The sequence below is a fragment of the Acidimicrobiales bacterium genome (genome assembly GCA_035533595.1).
Classification (GTDB): domain Bacteria; phylum Actinomycetota; class Acidimicrobiia; order Acidimicrobiales; family Bog-793; genus DATLTN01.
The window spans coordinates 65,281-81,683 of the sequence record DATLTN010000031.1 but is presented as its reverse complement, the minus strand read 5'-3'; the positions used below and the strand labels follow the sequence as shown (position 1 = coordinate 81,683).

Here is a 16,403-nt window from a genome sequence, read left to right as displayed (position 1 = left end):
CTAGCCCGACGGCCCCGTCGCCGACCGCCGGCGCGGCTCGTGGGCGAGCCGCGACCGCAGCGCGGTGGCGAGCTTCGCGGGAACCGTATCGGGGAAGGGCGACACAGAGCTGACGTTGATCTCGCAGAGCATGTGGGTGTCCTCGCCGGAGCCCGTCTTCGGCCCGTAGAGGAAGTCGCAGTCCCACAGCAGCGGCAGGCCCTCTCGGTCGACGTCGACGAGGCGTTCCAGGCCGGGGACCCAGTCGCCCTCGAGGCGCTCGCGGAGCGCTTGGAACTCGGGCTCGGAGGGGCCGTACATGGTCTTCTTCGAGGGGATGCCGAACGCCCTCTCGGGCGCGGGCGCCGCCGGGTCGAGGGAGGGGTCCGCCATGGTCTGGCGGGCGAAGCCGACGACCTCCTCCCCCACCAGGTAGGCGCGGATCATCCCCTCGGCCAGCCGCCCGGCGAAGGCCTGGTCGATGATCGGGCCCGCAGCGCCGAAGTAGCCCGCGCAACGGCCGAGGAACTGCGAGAGCGCGAGCTCCTCTGCGGCGTCGTCCCTCGTCGCCGCGTGCTGGACGCGCACGAGCTCCTCGCCCGGCGGTGCGCCGGCGAGGAGCTCGACCTTCCACACGCCGACCCCGTCGTTGCCGCGGTGCTGCTTGAGGACGCGCGGCCGACCCTCAGCGAGGCGGGCGGGGAACTGCGCCTCGAGCTCGGCGAGTGTCGCGTAGAGGTGAGTGTCGCTCCCCCAGCCGAGGTCACGGCTCCGGTAGAGGACCTCCTTGGTCCCCATCTTGAGGATCGTGTCGGGGTGCGCGCTCACGAGGACGCCGTGCGCCGCGACCTCGCGCAGCAGCCGGTCGAGCAGGACGCGGTCGGCGTCGCCGCGGCGCGGGTCCGCCCACACGAGCACCGCGTCGAGGCCGAGCAGCTGCTCGCGCACCTCGTCGGCGACCGCGTCGGCGTAGAGGGCGGGTTCGACGTCCATGCCGAGGGCCGACAGCGCCTGCAGGACCGGGTAGAGGCGGCTCTCCTCGGGCATCGGCTGGCCGCGCCGCGCGGGATCCCCGCGCCAGAGAATCGCCACCCTTCCCCTCAGATCGGACACCGCTCACCCCCCGCCGAGCGCCAAGGTAGTGCTGTCGGCGGGGAGCTCGACGAGGGACGGGCACCGGGACTCGGGCGCCGGCGGCACCCTCGCGGGCGACCGTGCGCACGCCACCGGTGCGGCGCCTGTGGCGCGGCCTCGCACGGGCGACGGGGGCGCGGCGCCCCGTCGGATCGAGGGGTCAGCCGCCGAGCAACGCGGCGCGCAGCGCCGCCGGCGCGGCGATCGGAGGGCCCCCCTCGTCTCCGCCGCCGGGCTCGCCGAAGGCGCTGAAGGCGCTCCCCAGCCCTGCGAGCTCGCCACCGTCCTCCTCGACACCGAAGTAGAGGGGGAACAGTCCGAAGGGCGCGAAGAGCGCGCCGTAGCGGGCACCGATCCCCGCCTCGGCCTGCAGCGCCGCCCACACCCCGCCGGCGCAGGCGAAGCCGCCGCCCAGCCAACCGAGGGGCGTCGTCGTGGCGAGGCCCTGCACCGAGCCGCTCGCGACGGTGAGCGCGAGGCCGACCGCCGACTCGGTCGCCGCCTCGTCGAGGCCGAGTACCCGCGCCGCGGTGACCGCGGCGCCGAAGTAGCTGAGCAGCTGGTCGAGGCGCCAGCGCTTCCCACGCTCACCCGCCCGCGCCGCGATGCGCGCCAGGCGAGCCTGCACCTCGGTGCCGGCGACCACCGCCGCGAGCAGGTCGTCGGCCGTCGCGCGCGGCGCGCTGCGCGCCGCGCCGAGCCCTGCGCCGAGGCCGAGCAGGCCGACCGGCACCTCCTCCGGCCCGACCGGCGAGCGCCCGCTGGCGGCGAGGCGGCAGCCGAGCGAGAAGGCGTCGAGGACGCCGCTCGGCCGCCCGGCGACGCCGAGCGCGCGGCCGGCGCCGGCGATCGCCGCCTCGAGGGCGGGCTCGTCCTGGTCGCCCGCGGTGAGCGCCTCGACAGCGGCGCGAAGGGCGCGGCGGTGTGCGGCGAGCAGCTCGGCGGGGAGGCCGTCGACGGTGCAGCGGGCGGCGAAGGAGGCGATCGCCGCGACCGCGGCGTCGGCGACGGGCACCTCAGCTCCCGACCAGCAGGGCGACGAGCTCGGCGACGTCGTCGAGCTCCTCGAGGCGCCAAACGAGCTCGCAGATCCGCGCCACCGCGGCGTCGGGCATCGGCCGCGGGTGCGCGGCGTTGCAGCTCGCGAGCTTCTCGGCGACCTGCTCGGGGGGGAGCGTCCCGAAGTTGTCCGTCTCCGCGGTGAACACCGGCGTCGAGAGCAGCGCGCCGGCGTCGGTCTCGACCTCGACGCGCGCCGTCAGCCGCTCCTCCACGAAGGAGACCTCGAAGCGCCCGAGCAGCGCCGCGACGTCGGCCCGGCGCAGCCCCTCGGCGGAGAGGTTGCCGAGGGTGACCTCACCTGTGAGGAGGGCGCAGGCGAGGCCGAAGGGGATGCTGTTGCAGGCGACCGCCGCGTCGCGCGGCGCCAGCCGCTCCTCGAGGGGGAGCACCCAGCGGTGCTCCTCGCGCGGCGCGACCAGCCGCACGGCGCTGATCGCCGCCGCGTCGTAGCCGGCCATCGCCCGCAGCCGACGGGCGACGTGGATGTAGGGCTGCACAGCGCCGCTCGAGGGCCACTCCTTGAAGTGCACGTCGGCGCCCTGGAAGTCGCTGCCGAGCTCGGCGTCGAGCGCCGCCGTCTCCTCGCAGCCGAACCAGCCGCGCAGCATCCCGGCGGGGCCGTGCAGCGCGTCGCAACGGCCGTCCACCCCCGAGGCCGCCAGATAGGCGGCGAGGACGCCGGCGAGATTGCCGGGGCCGCCGTAGAGGGCCTTCACCGGGGGCTCGCCGCCGCGGATCACCTCGCGCGAGCCGGAGGCCTGCATCAGCGAGAGGCCGAAGGCCGACTCCATCTCCACCGGGGTGAGGCCGAGGACTCTCCCCGCCCCGGCGCAGGCGCCGAAGCAGCCGAGCAGCTGGCCGTCGAGCCAGCCGTCCTCGCCCGAGCGCGAGCCGCGGCGGGCGACGCGCACGAGGCGGGCGTGCACCTCGCAGGCGGCTGCGGTCGCGGCGAGGAGGGTCGCCCCCGAGACGGGGCGGCCGAGCGCCTCGGCGGCGGCGAGGGCGGGCGCGAAGCCGACCATCCCGAGGTGCGCCCCCGGGGCGCCCGCCGCGTCCCAGACGAGGGTGTGGATGAGCGCGCCGTTCACCGAGGCGGCGACGGCGGGCGCCCCGCGCCCCGAGACGAGGAAGCCCGGCCCGGGCGTGAGGCCGGGCGCGAGGTGCGCCGCCGCGACGAGGAGCTCGCGTGCCGGGACGGCGGTCACCCAGGCCGCCGCCGCGCAGGCGACGGCGTCGATGATCAGCGCCTTGTGGACGCGGCGCGCCTCGGCGGGGAGCTCGCCGGCGGCGCAGGTCGCGGCGAAGGTCGCGAGCGCCCCGGCCGCCCCGTCGTCCGCCATCTCTCAGGCGCTCTTTCTCGGCCGCTTCGCCGCCGCCGGGAGGACCGCCGAGGGGCAGAAGTCGGCGAGCAGGCACTCCTCGCAACGCGGCCGGCGCGCGAGGCACGTCGCCCGTCCGTGCAGGATGAGGCGCAGGCTCATCGCCCCCCACTCGCGCGCCGGCAGGTAGCTGCAGAGGTCGCGCTCCACCTTCACCGGGTCGGTCTCGGTGGTGAGGCCGAGGCGGCGGGCGAGGCGGCCGACGTGGGTGTCGACGGGGAGACCGGGGAGCCCGAAGGCGACCGAGCGGATCACGTTCGCGGTCTTGCGGCCGACGCCGGGGAGGGTGGTGAGGTCAGCGAGGGCGCTCGGGATCTCGCCGTCGAAGCGCTCGGTCACCGCCGCGCCCATCCCGAGCAGGCTGCGGGTCTTCGCGCGGAAGAAGCCGGTCGGCCGGATCAGCGCCTCGAGCTCGGCGCGCTCGGCACCGGCGAGGGCGGCGGGGGTCGGATAGGCGGCAAAGACCGCCGGGACGACGGCGTTCACCCGCTCGTCGGTGCACTGCGCGGAGAGGATCGTCGCCACGAGCAGCTGAAAGGGGTTCTCGTGGCGCAGCGCGCAGAGCTCGGTGGCGCTGCCGGGGAAGCGCTCGCCGAGGCGCCGCAGGGTCTCGAGCGCCCGCCCCGTCGGCGTGCGCGGCCCGGCCATCACGGAATGCTAAGCGAGAGCCGCCGCCGCGGCCCGGTACCGTCGTTCCCGTGCCGCAGATCGAGACCAAGCGCCGCCTCGGGGAGGAGGACCTCGCCGAGGTCGCCGCCCTGCTCGCGGCGGCGCGCGCCGCGGACGGCCACGCCCCCCTCGGCGAGCACAAGTGGCTCGACCTCGTGCAGGGGGGCCGCGCCGGCTTCGCCGGCTTCGTCGCCCGCGAGCCGGGCCACCAGGCGCTCGTCGGTTACGCCCAGCTCAGCCGCGGCGAGGATTCCTGGGCGGTCGAGTACGTCGTGCACCCGGCGCGCCGCGACGGCGGCGAGGGGGCCGAGGGTGAACGGATCGCGGGCGAGCTGCTGCGCGCCGCGCTCGACGAGGCGCGCCGGGGAGGCGGGGGGCACCTCCACCTCTGGGTGCCGAAGCCGACCGCGGCGAACGATCGGGTCGCCGCGGCGCTCGGCCTGCGCCGCGGCCGCGAGCTCCTGCAGCTCCGCCGCCCGCTCCCGATCGAGGAGGAGCTCGCCGCCGCCGCGGTGGCGACGCGCCCCTTTTGCGTCGGCGAGGACGAGCGGGCCTGGCTCGAGGTGAACGCCCGCGCCTTCGCCGGCCACCCCGAGCAGGGGGGCTGGGACCTCTCGACGCTGCACGACCGTGAGGGGCTGGCCTGGTTCGACCCCGGGGGCTTCCTCCTCCTCGAGCGCGCCGGCCACCTCGCCGGTTTCTGCTGGACCAAGGTGCACGCCGACGAGTCGCCGGCCCTCGGGGAGATCTTCGTCATCGGCGTCGACCCCTCCCACCAGGGCGAGGGCCTCGGGAGGGCGCTCCTCGCAGCGGGGCTCGTGCACCTCGCGGGGGTCGGCGTGGCCACCGCGATGCTCTACGTGGACGCCGACAACGCGGCGGCGACGGCCCTCTACGCCTCATTCGGCTTCAGCGTCGACCACCACGACCTCGCCTACGTCACCGACCTCGCACCGGCATGAGCCGCTACGACCTCTCCCGCGAGGAGCTCGCCGAGGTGCTCGCCGGCGAGCCCGCCTACCGCGTCGCCCAGCTCGAGGAGGGCCTCTACCGCCGCCTCGCCCTCCCCGGCGAGCTCACCACCCTCCCGAAGACCCTCCGCGAGCGCCTCGCCGCCGACGAACGCCTCGCTCCCGCACTCTCGCTCCGCACCGAGCAGCGCGCCGACGACGGCGCGACGACGAAGTGGCTCTTCGCCCTCGACGGCGGCCACGCCGTCGAGACCGTGCTGATGCACTACCCCCGCCACTCGACCGTCTGCATCTCCTCCCAGGCGGGCTGCGCGATGGCCTGCACCTTCTGCGCGACCGGCGACCACGGCTTCGATCGCCAGCTCAGGGTGGGGGAGATCGTCGAGCAGGTGGTGCACGCCGCACGGCGCGCCCGCGAGGAGGGTCGGCGCCTCGACCACGTGGTCTTCATGGGGATGGGGGAGCCGCTCGCCAACCTCGGCCCGGTACTCACCGCCGTCGAGCGCCTCGTCGGACCGCTCGGCCTCGCGCAGCGCCACCTCACGATCTCGACCGTCGGGGTCGTCCCCGGCATCCGCCGCCTCGCCGCCCGCCCCGAACAGGTCAACCTCGCCGTCTCGCTGCACGCCGCGAACGACGCGCTCCGCGACGAGCTCGTACCCCTCAACCGCCGCTACCCGCTCGCGGTGCTCCTCGCGGCGTGTGCCGAGTACGTCGCCGCAACGCACCGCCGTCTCTCGTTCGAGTGGGCGTTGATCGACGGGGTGAATGACCGCGACGCCGACGCCGGCGAGCTCGCGACGATCGCCAGAGAGCTGCACGCCCACGTGAACCTCATCCCGATGAACCCAACCGTCGGCGGATCAGCGCGCGGCCTTCGCGGTTCACCGCCGACGCGGGTACGCGGCTTTCGCGATGAGCTGCGCGAGCTCGGCGTAAACGTGACGATCCGCCAGACGCGCGGCGAGAAGATCAACGCCGCGTGCGGGCAGCTTGCCGGAGCGGTCGCGCGCTCCGCGACCGGACGCGGGTGCGCTCAGCCCGCGGCCTCGCCCGCTTCCCCGCCGTCGCCGGCGGTGACTTCCCTCAACCGCCCGGATAGATAGCGGCGCTCCACCTCTGACGGTGCGAGGGGCAGCGCGCACTCGTAGGCGGCGGCGGCCGCGGCCCGGTCACCACGGCGGCGCAAAAGGTCCGCGCGTGTCGCCTCCACCAGGTAGTAGCGCTCCAGGCGGACGTCGCCGCGGAGCTCATCCACGATCGCCAGGCCGGCCCCGAGGTCACCCGCCATCGCCACCGCCACCGCCCGGTTGAGCCGCACGACCGGCGACGGCATCTGCTCCTCGAGCAGGGCGTAGAGGCCGGCGATCTCACCCCAGTCGGTGTCGGCGGCGCTCGGCGCGCCGGCGTGGCAGGCGGCGATCGCCGCCTGCAGCTGATAGGGCCCCACTCGGCGGCGCCGCAGCGCCGCCTCGAGCAGCGCCAACGCCTCCGCGATCTCCGCGCCGTCCCAGCGGCCCCGGTCCTGCTCCTCCAGGGTGACGAGGGCACCGCCCTCCCCGACGCGGGTCTCGCGGCGCGAGTGGTGGAGCAGCATCAGCGCCAGCGTGCCGGCCACCTCGGGCTCGTCAGGCATCAGCTGCTGCAGTGCCCGGCCGAGGCGGATCGCCTCCTCGCAGAGGCCGCTGCGGATCAGCTCGGCCCCCGACGAGGCCGAATAGCCCTCGTTGAACAGCAGGTACAGCACCGCCAGCACGCCTGCGGTGCGCTCGGACAGCAGGTGCGCCGGCGGCACCCGGTAGGGGATCCCCGCTGCCACGATCTTGGCCTTGGTGCGGGTGAGCCGCTTGGCCATCGTCGCCTCGGGGACGAGGAAGGCGCGGGCGACCTCGGCCGTGGTGAGCCCGGTGAGGCTCCGCAGGGTGAGGGCCACCCGCCCCTCCAGCGGGAGGGCGGGGTGGCAGCACGTGAAGATCAGCCGCAGGCGGTCGTCCTCGATCTCGTCGGTCTCGTGGAACAGCGCTGGCATCGCTTCCTCGTCGGTGCCAGGCGGCGTCGGCGTCGCCTCCCGGCCGGCCTGCTCGAGGAGCGCTGCGCCGCGCGCACCTCGGCGCAACCGGTCGATCGCGCGGTTGCCGGCGACCGTCGTCAGCCAGGCGCCCGGGCGCTCCGGCACGCCATCGGTCGGCCAGCGCCGGAGCGCCTCCGCGAACGCCTCCTGCGCGCACTCCTCGGCGAGGTCCCAGTCACCCGTCCGCCTGATCACCGTGGCGACGACTCGGCCCCACTCCTCGCGGAACGCCGCGTCGACTGCGCCCGCCGCGGCCGAGGTGGTCACTCGCTCACGAACGGGCGCACCTCGATCATGTGGTGTCGGGCGAGCGGATGGGCGGCCGCGATCTCGATCGCCTCCTCACGGCCCGCGCAGCTGATCACCGAGATCCCGCCGATGAACTCCTTGGTCTCGACGAAGGGGCCGTCGCTGAGCAGCGTCTCACCGTCGCGGACGCGCACCGTGGTCGCCATGTCCTTGTGCTGGAGAGGGTGTCCCAGCACCTTGCGGCCCCGTTGTTGGAGGTCCTCTCCCCAGGCGATCCCGTCGCGAACGACCGCCTCCTCGACCTCGGGCTCGGCGGCGATGCCGTCCAGGCACATCATCAAGCAGTAGGGGGTGCCGCCGGAGTCGTCGCCGGTCGCGAAGCGCGCTGCGGCCTCGCCCAGCTCGAGGCCGTCGGCGAAGGGCCGGATCTCGATCGACCGGAACCAGGACGAAGGGTGCTTGGCCGCCACCTCGATCGCCTCGTCGAGGTCGGCGCACTCGAGCACGTCGAAGCCGGCGATGAACTCCTTGGTCTCGACGAACGGGCCGTCGGCCACGAGCCTCTCGCCGTCGCGGACGCGCACCGTCGCAGCGGTCGCCGGAAGATCGAGCTCCCTGCCGAGGAGCCTGACGCCGCGGCCTTCCATCTCCTCGACCCAGCGGGAGCACTCCCGCTGCAGGACGACGACGTCCTCCGGTGCCGGCACGCCCCCACCGCAGATGAACAGGAGGTACTTCATCTCAGCCTCGCCTCCCGTAGCCGTAGCTGATGATCGCCTGTTCGCGCGCCGCCTTCAAGCGCTCGTCGACCTGCTTTCCGTGCACGTACCTGACGATCGCCCGTGCCCGCGCCGCCTTCACGCGCTCGATGATCCGTCCGTGTCCCCTGTTCATCTCCGCCCTTCCTCTCGGTGGTGGCTGCTGACAAGCAGACGACGAACGGGATCTGCCGAAAAGGACAGCTCCTCACCGCGGGCTCGCGCGGTGCCGGACCCGGTGAGCGGGCGGCCCTGAATGGGGGCGCGATGTCTACAGTTGATGACATCAGCCGTAGACTTCGACCGCCGTGACCACCCAGCGCGCTCCTCTCGTCGTCGCGGCCGACACCCGCCGCGGCAGGGCGCTCGTACCGACGCTCGTCTACGTCGGGCTGCTCGTCGCAGTGGTGAGCAGTCTCGGCTCCCCCCTCGTGCCGACGATCGCCCGCGACTACGGCGTCACCTTCGGTGCCGCGCAGTGGTCGCTCACGATCACCTTGATGACGGGGGCCGTCACGACCCCCGTCGTCGGCCGCCTCGGCGACGGCCCCCGTCGCCTGCACACGCTCGTCGGCGCGCTCGGGGTGCTCACGGTGGGGAGCGCGCTCGCCGCGCTGCCGCTGCACCTCTTCCCGCTCCTGCTCGTCGGCCGGGCGATGCAGGGGGTCGGTCTCTCGCTCCTCCCGCTCGTGATGAGCGTCGCCCGCGACCACCTCGAGCCCGAGCGCGCCCGCGCCACGCTCGCCACCCTGTCGGTCACCGCCGTCGTGGGCGTCGGCCTCGGCTACCCGCTCACCGGCCTGATCGCCGAGCACTTCGACTTCCGCGCCGGCTTCTGGCTCGCGGCCGTGCTCGGCCTCGTCGCGATGGGCCTCGCGGGCCTCGTCGTCCCGAAGAGCATGCACCGCGACCCCCAGCCCTTCGACCTCGCCGGCGCGCTGCTGCTCGGGACGGGCCTCGCCGGGCTGCTCGTCGCCATCAGCGAGGGCGGGGAGTGGGGATGGGGCTCGGCTCGGCTGCTCGGCGTCGCCGCGGCCTCCCTCGCGGTCGTCCTCGCCTGGGTCGCCCACGAGCTGCGCACGCACCTCCCCCTCGTCGACCTGAAGCTGATGCGCAACCGCACCGTGCTCACCGCCAACGTCACGGGGGTGATGGCCGGCGTCGGGATGTACATGCTCCTCTCGATGATCATCCGCTTCGTGCAGACGCCGACCTCGCTGAGCTACGGCCTCGGCGCCTCGGTCGTGGTCGGCGGCCTCGCGCTCGTGCCGCTCTCGGCGGCGAGCTTCCTCGCGAGCAAGCTGGCGACGATCGCGGGACGTCGCCTCGCGCCGACGAGGCTCCTGCCGCTCGGGGTGCTCTTCTTCAGCGTCGGCCTCGTCGTCTTCGCCGCCGCCCGCAGCCGGCTGTGGGAGACCTTCGTGGTGATGGCGATCGCCGGGGCGGGGATCGGGAGCTCGTTCGCGGTGATGCCGAGGATGATCGTGAGCGCCACCCCAGCCGGCGAGACCGCCTCGGCGCTCGCCCTCAACCAGGTGCTGCGCACAGTCGGCTACTCGATCGGGAGCGCGCTGGCGGCGACGATCCTCACCGCCCACACCGCCCGCGGCGCGGTCTTCCCCGCCGACGTCGGCTACACCGACGCGGCGCTGGTCGCCCTCGGGCTGTGCCTCCTCACGGCCTTCGTGAGCGCCCTCCTCCCGGGCCGGGAGCGGCGCCGCACCAGCGCGCTCGACCCCGACCAGGAGCTGTCGATCGAGGAGAGCCTGGACGGCGCCCTCTCCGGGCTCATCGCCTACGAGCCGGAGGAGTTCGCCGACGCGACCCGTGCCGGGGAGCCCCGCGGCTCGGGGGGACGGCCGTGAGCCCCGACCAGCACGCGGGGGCCGCTGCACTCGCGCCCGCGCGCGAGCCCGGAGGGAGGAGCCGCGCCGAGAGTCGCGACCGCCTCGTCGCCGCCGCGGCGGAGCTCTTCTCCGAGCACGGCTACGAGCAGACGACCGTGCGCGAGATCGGCCGCCGGGCGGGACTCGACCCGACGCTGATCGCCCGCTACTTCGGGAGCAAGGCCGCGCTCTACCTCGAGTCCCTGCGCCTCGGCAGCACCGCGGGGGACCGCCCCCCCTCGGACCTCACCGACGCCGGGGCGGTGGCCGAGATCCTCGAGCGGGTCCGTCGCAACGGGCTCACGCCCACCCTCTACGCCGCGCTCCGCCCGCACGAGGACCCCGAGCTGCAGGAGGCCGCGACCGAGGTGCTCCGCCAGCGGGTGACCGAGCCGGCGGAGCAGCGCGCCCGCCGCGCCGGACTGACCGAGCCCGCGCTGCGCGCCGAGCTCGTGACCGCGGCCCTCGCCGGCATCGTCGTCAGCCGCACCTCACAGGCGCTCTCGCTGCTCGGCGCGGCGAGCGCCGAGGAGGTGGCCCCGCTCATCGCCGAGCTCATCGCCCACATGACGGGCGAGCTGCCCGCCAGCTGACAAGACGGGCCCCGCGCCCTCGGCGGGGGCGCGGGGCCCGTCAGACGCGAGCCCCCGGGCGCCCGAAGAGCGAGACGGCATAGTCGCCGCCGACGGCGAAGGGCTCGCCGGACCAGGTGGCCCACCGCGCCGCGAGGAAGAGGCCGCTCGCGCGGCACGCCCCGTCGAACTCCTCGAGGTCGTAGCCGCGGTCGAGCTGCAAGCCGGCGACGAGGGCGCCGCCGCTCGCCACGTGCGCGGCACAGGCGGTGACGAGCTGCGGGCGGGCGCTCACCTCGCAGAACAGCGGGACGTTGCCCGCGAGCACGACGACGTCGAAGGTGCGGCCGAGCGCGAGCGTGCAGAGGTCGCCCTGCAGCCACTCGAGCGCGGGCGCCCTCCGGCGGGCCTCGCCGAGCATCGAGGCGTCGATGTCGACGCCGACGACCCCGATCCCGTGGCGTGCGAGCTCGATCGCGACGCGACCGGTGCCGCAGCCTGCGTCGAGCACCGTGCGCGGAGAGAGCGAGCGCACGAGGGCGGCTTCGCCGTGGACGTCGGAGCCCTGAGCGGCGAGCGCGTCGATCCGCTGCTGGTAGGCGGGGCCGTCGAACGAGGTCACCGCGCGAGTCCAGCAGGATTCGCTCCCGCCCCGGCGCGGGCAGGCACCACGGGGGCGGGGGCCGCACCCAGCCTCCCGGGGAGGAGCGAGCTGCGGGGAGGGGTGGCCGCTGGGGGGGCCGTGGCGGGGTGCGTCGCCCCGCACAGCCGGTAGCCGACCCGCGGCACGGTCTCGATCACCGGTGGCGCGCCGAGCTTTTGGCGGAGCCTTCCGATCGTCACGGCGACGGTGTTGGTGAAGGGGTCGGCGTGCTCGTCCCAGGCCTGCGCGAGGAGCTCCTCGGCGCTCAGCACCGCGCTGCTGCGCAGCAGCGCCTCGAGCACCGCGAACTCCTTCGCCGAGAGCTCGAGCGGGCGGCCGGCGCGGACGGCGCGGTGGCGCAGCGGGTCGAGCTCGACGTCGTTCCAGCGCAGCACGTGGCCGCGCGCCTCGGGCTGGCGGCGCGCGAGCGCCCGCACCCGCAGGAGCAGCTCGCGGAAGTGGAAGGGCTTCCCGAGGTAGTCGTCGGCGCCGAGCTCGAGCCCCGCGACGCGGTCGTCCGGCGTCACCGCGCCGCTCAGCATGAGCACCATCGCGCGGCTCTCGTTCCTCGCGATCTGCTGGCAGAGCTCGTCACCGTCGAGGCCCGGGAGGGTGCGGTCGAGCACGACGACGTGGTAGTTCGTGAGCGCGAGCTTGCAGGCCGCGCCGACGCCGTCGTAGGCGACGTCGACCGCGATGCCGTGCGCGCGCAGCCCCTCGGCGACGACGTCCGCGAGCGCGACCGAGTCCTCGACGACGAGCACGCGCATCAGAGCATCCCCCGCCGGATGAGGACGGGCGCGCGCCCGGGCGCCGTCTGATCGGCGGGCCGCCGCCCGCTCCCCGGCCGTCCGAGGCCGCCTCGCGCCGCGGTCATCCGCCGTTGCTCGCCGTGGCACCGCCCTGCGTGGGGATGTGCACGGCGCCGTGGCCGGCCGAGAGGCAGGCCCGCGCCGCGGCGAGCTGGGCCGGCGTGAGCGCGTGCTCGTTGATCCCGGTGCCGGCGAGGTTGAACTGGCCCTGACCGTTCGGGTCGGGGAAGTTCGAGATGCCGTGGCTGCGCACGCAGCGGGCGAAGGCGAGCCCGTCCTGGATCTGCTGGGGGGTCCTCACGTCCTCACCGTTGCCGATCCCGGCCTGCGCAAGGACGGCGTGGCAGACGAGCGTGGCGTGGCTCACCACCGAGTCCGGGAAGGCGTGGAGGGCCGCCTTGTCGAGGACCGGCTGGCCCTTCGCGGGGCCTTCGGTGGCGATGGTCGGGTCCGGGAGGTTGGGGAGGCCGTTCCGGCGGAGGCACCGCCCGGCGAGCAGCATCGCGCTGGGATGGGCGGTGGCCGACCCCGCCGCGCCCGGGGCCGTCGTGGAGGGGACGTTCGCGACGCCGGGAGCGCCACCCCCGCCACAGCCGGCGGCGAGCAGCGAGAGGGCGGCGATCGCGACAGTCACGGCGAGGGTGCGGGACCGGCGGTGGTGGATCCTGGTCATTCAGTGCCTTTCAACTGAGCAGAGAGATCGACTCCGCGGCCGCCGCCCATCAGGCCGCCCGCCGGCGCACCAGCCACGCGGTCGTCGCGATCAGCAGCACCGACAGCGCAAGCAGCCAGCCGCCCTCGATCCACTGGAATGGCCAGAAGCGGCTCGCCGGCTGGTAGGTGGTCAACTGCGTGTAGCCGTGCCGCACGAGGTACTGCCACGCGTCGAGGGATTTCGGGACGCCGCCCTTTCCGGCGAACTGCGCCGGTGCCCCCTGCTGGAGGATCTGGCCGAGCGCCGTCTCGCTGATCGGGCGGCCCGCCCTGGTGAGCCACTGCTGGTTGATGACCCACGCGGAGCCGGGCAGGTCCAGGCGGCTCGTGACGAGCGGCGTCAGGTAGTGCTCGCGCAGGAACGTGCCGGTGCCGAAGGCGAGCCCGGCGTAGAGGGCCAGGCTGGCGGCGATCGCGGGCACGACCCGGCGGACGAGCGTGCCGGCCAGGGCGCCGACCGCGAAGGCGGTGAGCGTCCAGGCGGCCAAGGAGACCCCGCGCAGGTCGAACAGGCCCGGGTTGAACGGGGACATCTCCGAGAGGGAGAGGGACTGGTTGCCCGTCGCGAAGTACGGCCCGTAGTACCAGGAGACGAGCACGCTGATCGCTGCGGTGGCGGCGGTCACCGTGGCGGCGAGCAGGACCAACTTGGCGAGCGTCCACCGCCGCCGCCCGAAGCCCTGCGTCCAGGCGAAGCGGTAGGTGCCGGTCTCGAACTCGCGGGCGATCACCGGCGCCCCGAGGAAGGCCCCGATCAGCACTGGCACCGCCTGCGGGATGACGCCGTTCGCGAGGAAGCTGAAGGTGTTGTTGAAGCTGCTGACCCGTTCACCGCAGGCGAACGAGCTCGCCGGTCGACAGGCGATCGCCGCGGAATAGACGTGGTGCAGGTGCACGCCGGCGAGCGAGAAGCCCAGCGCGAGCACACCCAGCAGCGTGGCCACGCCGCTCAACGCCAAGCGGTGCTGCCGCCAGGTGACCCACACCATCTGCCGCCAGGGCAGTGGCGCGACGCTCGCTTGCTCCTCGTCGCTCGCCGGCGCGGCGAGCATGCTCAGCGTGGTCATTTCGCCGCCTCCGCCTGCTCGGCGGCGCGGGTACGTGAGGGGCCCGGCAGGGCCGTGGCGGAGGGCACGCGCAGATAGGCGAGGGCGAGCTCTTCGAGGCCGACCGGATGCGCCTCCCATCCCGGCGGGACCGGATCGTCCGCAGGCGTCCGGACAAGGAGGTGGGCCTGTGCAGTCGCCTGGCTGGCGTGCCCGACGTTCCAGTCCTCGGCACGCCGCCCGGCCTCCGAGGAGGGGCCGATGAGCACGCGGTGGCTGGCGAGGAGATCGTCGACCTCCCCTGCCACCTGGACGCTCCCGTGCGAGACGAGCACGAGGTAGTCGGCGACCCGCTCGAGCTCCGCGAGCACGTGCGAGGAGAGCACGACCGAGACCCCGTCGTCGGCGACCGCGGTCATCACCGTCGCCATGAAGTCGTGGCGGGCGAGCGGGTCGAGCATCGCCATCGGCTCGTCGAGCACGAGCAGTCTTGGCCGGCGCGCGAGCGCGAGCGTCAGCGCGAGCTGGGCCAGCTGGCCCCCGGACAGCTTCCCCGCCTTCTGTCGCAGCGGGATGCCGAGCTCGCCGAGGCGCTCCTCGGCGTAGCGCTCGTCGAAGCGGCGGTTGAGGTTGCGGGTCACGTGCAACAGGTCGGCCGCCGAGAGGTTCTGGTAGAGCGGCGTGTCCTGGGCGACGAAGGCGATCCCGTCGAGTGCGGACGGCGAGCCGGCGGGGCGGCCGCCGAGGACGGTCACCTCACCGGTGGTCGGGCTGGCCAGCCCGACCGCGAGGTTCAGCAGGGTCGACTTGCCGGCGCCGTTCGGGCCGACGAGCGCGGCGACGTGCCCGTCGGGGATCGCGAGCGTGCAGTCCTGCAGCGCTCTCGTCGCGCCATAGGACTTGCCGAGGGCGTGCGTCTCAATGACGTTCACGCCACGCCCTCCGCCTCGTGCCGCGCAGCGCCGCGCCGCGCGGCGGTACCCCCGCGGCGCTCACGAAAATCCCGCATCACGTTCGCGACGAGCGCTGCGATCCCGTCCTCGTCGAGGCCCGCCGCGTCAGCGGTCGCCACCCAGGAGGCGAGCGAGCGTCGGAGCTCGGTGAGCTCGGGCAACGCCACCTGGCCGAGCGTCGCGACGATGAACGTCCCCTGGCCGGGGCGTCCGACCGCGAGGCCCTTGTTCTCCAGCTCCCGGTAGGCCTTCAGCACGGTGTTCGGGTTGATCGCCAGCGAGGCGACCACGTCCCGGACCGTCGGCAGCTGATCGCCGGGCGCGAGGTAGCCGAGCCGCAGCGCGTGCTCGCCTGGTGCACGTACTCGGCGATCACCTCGCTCGACGAGTACGTCGAGGACGCCGAGGGCTCCTTTGACTGGGGCGTCCCGGACGAGGAGCTCTTCTCCTTCATCAACGCCCTCGAGCGCCCGATCGGCACCCACCTCTACGGGCGGCGGATGTACGAGACGATGCGCGCCTGGGAAACGATCGGGACGGGCGGCGATGAACCGCTGGTGAACAGGGAGTTCGCGGAGATCTGGCGGGCCGCCGAGAAGGTCGTCTACTCCCGGACGCTGCACGCGCCGTCGAGCGCGCGCACCCGCATCGAGCGCGAGTTCGAGCCTCACGTGCTGAGGAGGCTCAAGGAGACGTCGCCTCACGACTTGAGCATCGGAGGCGCCGAGCTCGCAGGCACCGCCATCGCGGCCGGCGTAGTGGACGAGTGCCACCTGTTCCTCTGTCCGATCGTCCTCGGTGGCGGGAAGCGAGCGCTGCCCGAGGACGTGCGCGTCGAGCTCGCACTCCTCGACGAGCACCGCTTTGAGAGCGGTGTCGTCCATCTCCACTACGCGTTGCGCCCCTGAGCCTCTCGGCAACGCGGCTACCGGCTCTGATGGGCCGGCCGGCACCGAGGTGCCGCCGCGTCGAGGTGGCGAATGCGTGTCGTGCCGACGTCAGCCGCCCGCACCTCTTCGGCGGCGCGGTCCTCGCCGAGCGGCGCAGCGCGAGCGCCCCGCGTCGTCGGCGCAGGCACGCCGGGCCGTCGGTAGCGCGCCGCGGTGCTCGACGAGGAGATCCGCGACCTCGCCACCGGCCAGAACTACGCCGTGCTCACCACGCTCTTCCCCGACGGCCGCCCGCAGTCCCAGCTCGTCTGGATCGACGCCGACGAACGGCATCTCTACGTGAACACCGAGCGGGCGCACCAGAAGTGCCGCAACGTGGAGCGCGACCCGCGCGCCGCCGTGGCGATCATCGACGCCGCGCGGCTGCACCGCTACGTCGAGGCCCCGCGGGCAGGTGACCGAGATCCGCGGCGGCGACGAGGCGCGGCGCCACCTCGACGGCCTCTCGGAGCGCTACACGGGCAAGTCCCACGAGCGGGCGGTCCGCAGCAAGCGGGTGATCCTCGTCATCGCCCCGGAACGGCAACGGGCCGGGCTGCGGGGCTGAGCGCCGGG

19 protein-coding genes are annotated in these 16,403 nt (G+C 74.4%); 6 read left to right on the top strand and 13 right to left on the bottom strand.

What is annotated here, in order from left to right; genetic code table 11:
* The 4 genes from VNF07_06320 to nth form a co-directional block, all read right to left on the bottom strand.
* Positions 1 to 1,071 carry a Cj0069 family protein gene (locus VNF07_06320; GenBank protein HVB05843.1) on the bottom strand — a complete coding sequence of 357 codons (1,071 nt, stop codon included), beginning with the start codon at positions 1,069 to 1,071 and terminating at the stop codon, positions 1 to 3.
* A 202-nt stretch (positions 1,072 to 1,273) separates the two neighbouring features.
* Positions 1,274 to 2,128, bottom strand: coding sequence for an MmgE/PrpD family protein (locus VNF07_06315; GenBank protein HVB05842.1), 855 nt, complete (start codon positions 2,126 to 2,128; stop codon positions 1,274 to 1,276).
* A gap of 1 nt (position 2,129) precedes the next feature.
* Positions 2,130 to 3,515, bottom strand: a complete 1,386-nt coding sequence (locus VNF07_06310) for an MmgE/PrpD family protein (GenBank protein HVB05841.1) — start codon at positions 3,513 to 3,515, stop codon at positions 2,130 to 2,132.
* Between the two features lie 3 nt (positions 3,516 to 3,518).
* The gene (nth, locus tag VNF07_06305) at positions 3,519 to 4,202 is read right to left on the bottom strand and encodes an endonuclease III (GenBank protein HVB05840.1); all 684 of its coding nucleotides are present in this window, start codon (positions 4,200 to 4,202) and stop codon (positions 3,519 to 3,521) included.
* A 50-nt stretch (positions 4,203 to 4,252) separates the two neighbouring features.
* Between nth and mshD the strand changes: the two genes are divergently transcribed.
* Complete coding sequence (gene mshD / locus VNF07_06300; protein HVB05839.1) at positions 4,253 to 5,185, top strand: mycothiol synthase; 933 nt, start codon at positions 4,253 to 4,255, stop codon at positions 5,183 to 5,185.
* A complete protein-coding gene (rlmN, locus tag VNF07_06295) occupies positions 5,182 to 6,300 on the top strand; it encodes a 23S rRNA (adenine(2503)-C(2))-methyltransferase RlmN (protein ID HVB05838.1) in 1,119 nt (372 codons plus the stop codon). Before mshD ends, rlmN begins: the two co-directional genes overlap by 4 nt.
* Here the strand turns inward: rlmN and VNF07_06290 are convergent.
* From VNF07_06290 to VNF07_06280, 3 genes are read right to left on the bottom strand one after another with little or no spacing between them, the layout of a single operon-like run.
* A complete protein-coding gene (locus VNF07_06290; GenBank protein ID HVB05837.1) occupies positions 6,231 to 7,532 on the bottom strand; it encodes a sigma-70 family RNA polymerase sigma factor in 1,302 nt (433 codons plus the stop codon). The two genes, rlmN and VNF07_06290, sit on opposite strands and share 70 nt — an antisense overlap.
* Positions 7,529 to 8,254, bottom strand: coding sequence for a YciI family protein (locus VNF07_06285; GenBank protein HVB05836.1), 726 nt, complete (start codon positions 8,252 to 8,254; stop codon positions 7,529 to 7,531). Before VNF07_06285 ends, VNF07_06290 begins: the two co-directional genes overlap by 4 nt.
* A 1-nt stretch (position 8,255) precedes the next feature.
* Positions 8,256 to 8,408 carry a hypothetical protein gene (locus VNF07_06280; protein HVB05835.1) on the bottom strand — a complete coding sequence of 51 codons (153 nt, stop codon included), beginning with the start codon at positions 8,406 to 8,408 and terminating at the stop codon, positions 8,256 to 8,258.
* Positions 8,409 to 8,580: 172 nt separating this feature from the next.
* Between VNF07_06280 and VNF07_06275 the strand changes: the two genes are divergently transcribed.
* Positions 8,581 to 10,137, top strand: coding sequence for an MFS transporter (locus VNF07_06275; GenBank protein ID HVB05834.1), 1,557 nt, complete (start codon positions 8,581 to 8,583; stop codon positions 10,135 to 10,137).
* Positions 10,134 to 10,751: a helix-turn-helix domain-containing protein gene (locus tag VNF07_06270; protein ID HVB05833.1), complete on the top strand. Its 618-nt coding sequence runs from the start codon at positions 10,134 to 10,136 to the stop codon at positions 10,749 to 10,751. The genes VNF07_06275 and VNF07_06270 overlap by 4 nt, the downstream gene beginning before the upstream one ends.
* 40 nt (positions 10,752 to 10,791) lie before the next feature.
* On the opposite strand, the gene VNF07_06265 is transcribed toward VNF07_06270, so the two are convergent.
* The 6 genes from VNF07_06265 to VNF07_06240 form a co-directional block, all read right to left on the bottom strand.
* A complete protein-coding gene (locus VNF07_06265; GenBank protein HVB05832.1) occupies positions 10,792 to 11,352 on the bottom strand; it encodes a class I SAM-dependent methyltransferase in 561 nt (186 codons plus the stop codon).
* Complete coding sequence (locus VNF07_06260; GenBank protein ID HVB05831.1) at positions 11,349 to 12,143, bottom strand: response regulator transcription factor; 795 nt, start codon at positions 12,141 to 12,143, stop codon at positions 11,349 to 11,351. Before VNF07_06260 ends, VNF07_06265 begins: the two co-directional genes overlap by 4 nt.
* Positions 12,144 to 12,246: 103 nt before the next feature.
* Positions 12,247 to 12,858, bottom strand: coding sequence for a hypothetical protein (locus VNF07_06255; protein HVB05830.1), 612 nt, complete (start codon positions 12,856 to 12,858; stop codon positions 12,247 to 12,249).
* A 49-nt stretch (positions 12,859 to 12,907) separates the two neighbouring features.
* A complete protein-coding gene (locus VNF07_06250) occupies positions 12,908 to 13,966 on the bottom strand; it encodes a hypothetical protein (GenBank protein ID HVB05829.1) in 1,059 nt (352 codons plus the stop codon).
* Entirely contained in the window at positions 13,963 to 14,877 is a 915-nt protein-coding gene (locus VNF07_06245) for an ABC transporter ATP-binding protein (protein ID HVB05828.1), read from the bottom strand. The genes VNF07_06250 and VNF07_06245 overlap by 4 nt, the downstream gene beginning before the upstream one ends.
* Positions 14,874 to 15,188, bottom strand: a complete 315-nt coding sequence (locus VNF07_06240; GenBank protein ID HVB05827.1) for a hypothetical protein — start codon at positions 15,186 to 15,188, stop codon at positions 14,874 to 14,876. The genes VNF07_06245 and VNF07_06240 overlap by 4 nt, the downstream gene beginning before the upstream one ends.
* A 54-nt stretch (positions 15,189 to 15,242) precedes the next feature.
* Here VNF07_06240 and VNF07_06235 point away from each other — a divergent pair, with 54 nt between their 5' ends.
* Positions 15,243 to 15,806 carry a dihydrofolate reductase family protein gene (locus tag VNF07_06235; GenBank protein HVB05826.1) on the top strand — a complete coding sequence of 188 codons (564 nt, stop codon included), beginning with the start codon at positions 15,243 to 15,245 and terminating at the stop codon, positions 15,804 to 15,806.
* Positions 15,807 to 16,242: 436 nt separating this feature from the next.
* Complete coding sequence (locus VNF07_06230; protein HVB05825.1) at positions 16,243 to 16,395, top strand: hypothetical protein; 153 nt, start codon at positions 16,243 to 16,245, stop codon at positions 16,393 to 16,395.
* Positions 16,396 to 16,403: the final 8 nt, after the last annotated feature.

Bases quoted from the DNA above. Each gene is read 5' to 3' on its own strand.
- VNF07_06310 (HVB05841.1), bottom strand. From the start codon at position 3,515: ATGGCGGACGACGGGGCGGCCGGGGCGCTCGCGACCTTCGCCGCGACC.
- nth (HVB05840.1), bottom strand. From the start codon at position 4,202: ATGGCCGGGCCGCGCACGCCGACGGGGCGGGCGCTCGAGACCCTGCGG.
- rlmN (HVB05838.1), top strand. From the start codon at position 5,182: ATGAGCCGCTACGACCTCTCCCGCGAGGAGCTCGCCGAGGTGCTCGCC.
- VNF07_06285 (HVB05836.1), bottom strand. From the start codon at position 8,254: ATGAAGTACCTCCTGTTCATCTGCGGTGGGGGCGTGCCGGCACCGGAG.
- VNF07_06280 (HVB05835.1), bottom strand. From the start codon at position 8,408: ATGAACAGGGGACACGGACGGATCATCGAGCGCGTGAAGGCGGCGCGG.
- VNF07_06260 (HVB05831.1), bottom strand. From the start codon at position 12,143: ATGCGCGTGCTCGTCGTCGAGGACTCGGTCGCGCTCGCGGACGTCGTC.
- VNF07_06255 (HVB05830.1), bottom strand. From the start codon at position 12,858: ATGACCAGGATCCACCACCGCCGGTCCCGCACCCTCGCCGTGACTGTC.
- VNF07_06250 (HVB05829.1), bottom strand. From the start codon at position 13,966: ATGACCACGCTGAGCATGCTCGCCGCGCCGGCGAGCGACGAGGAGCAA.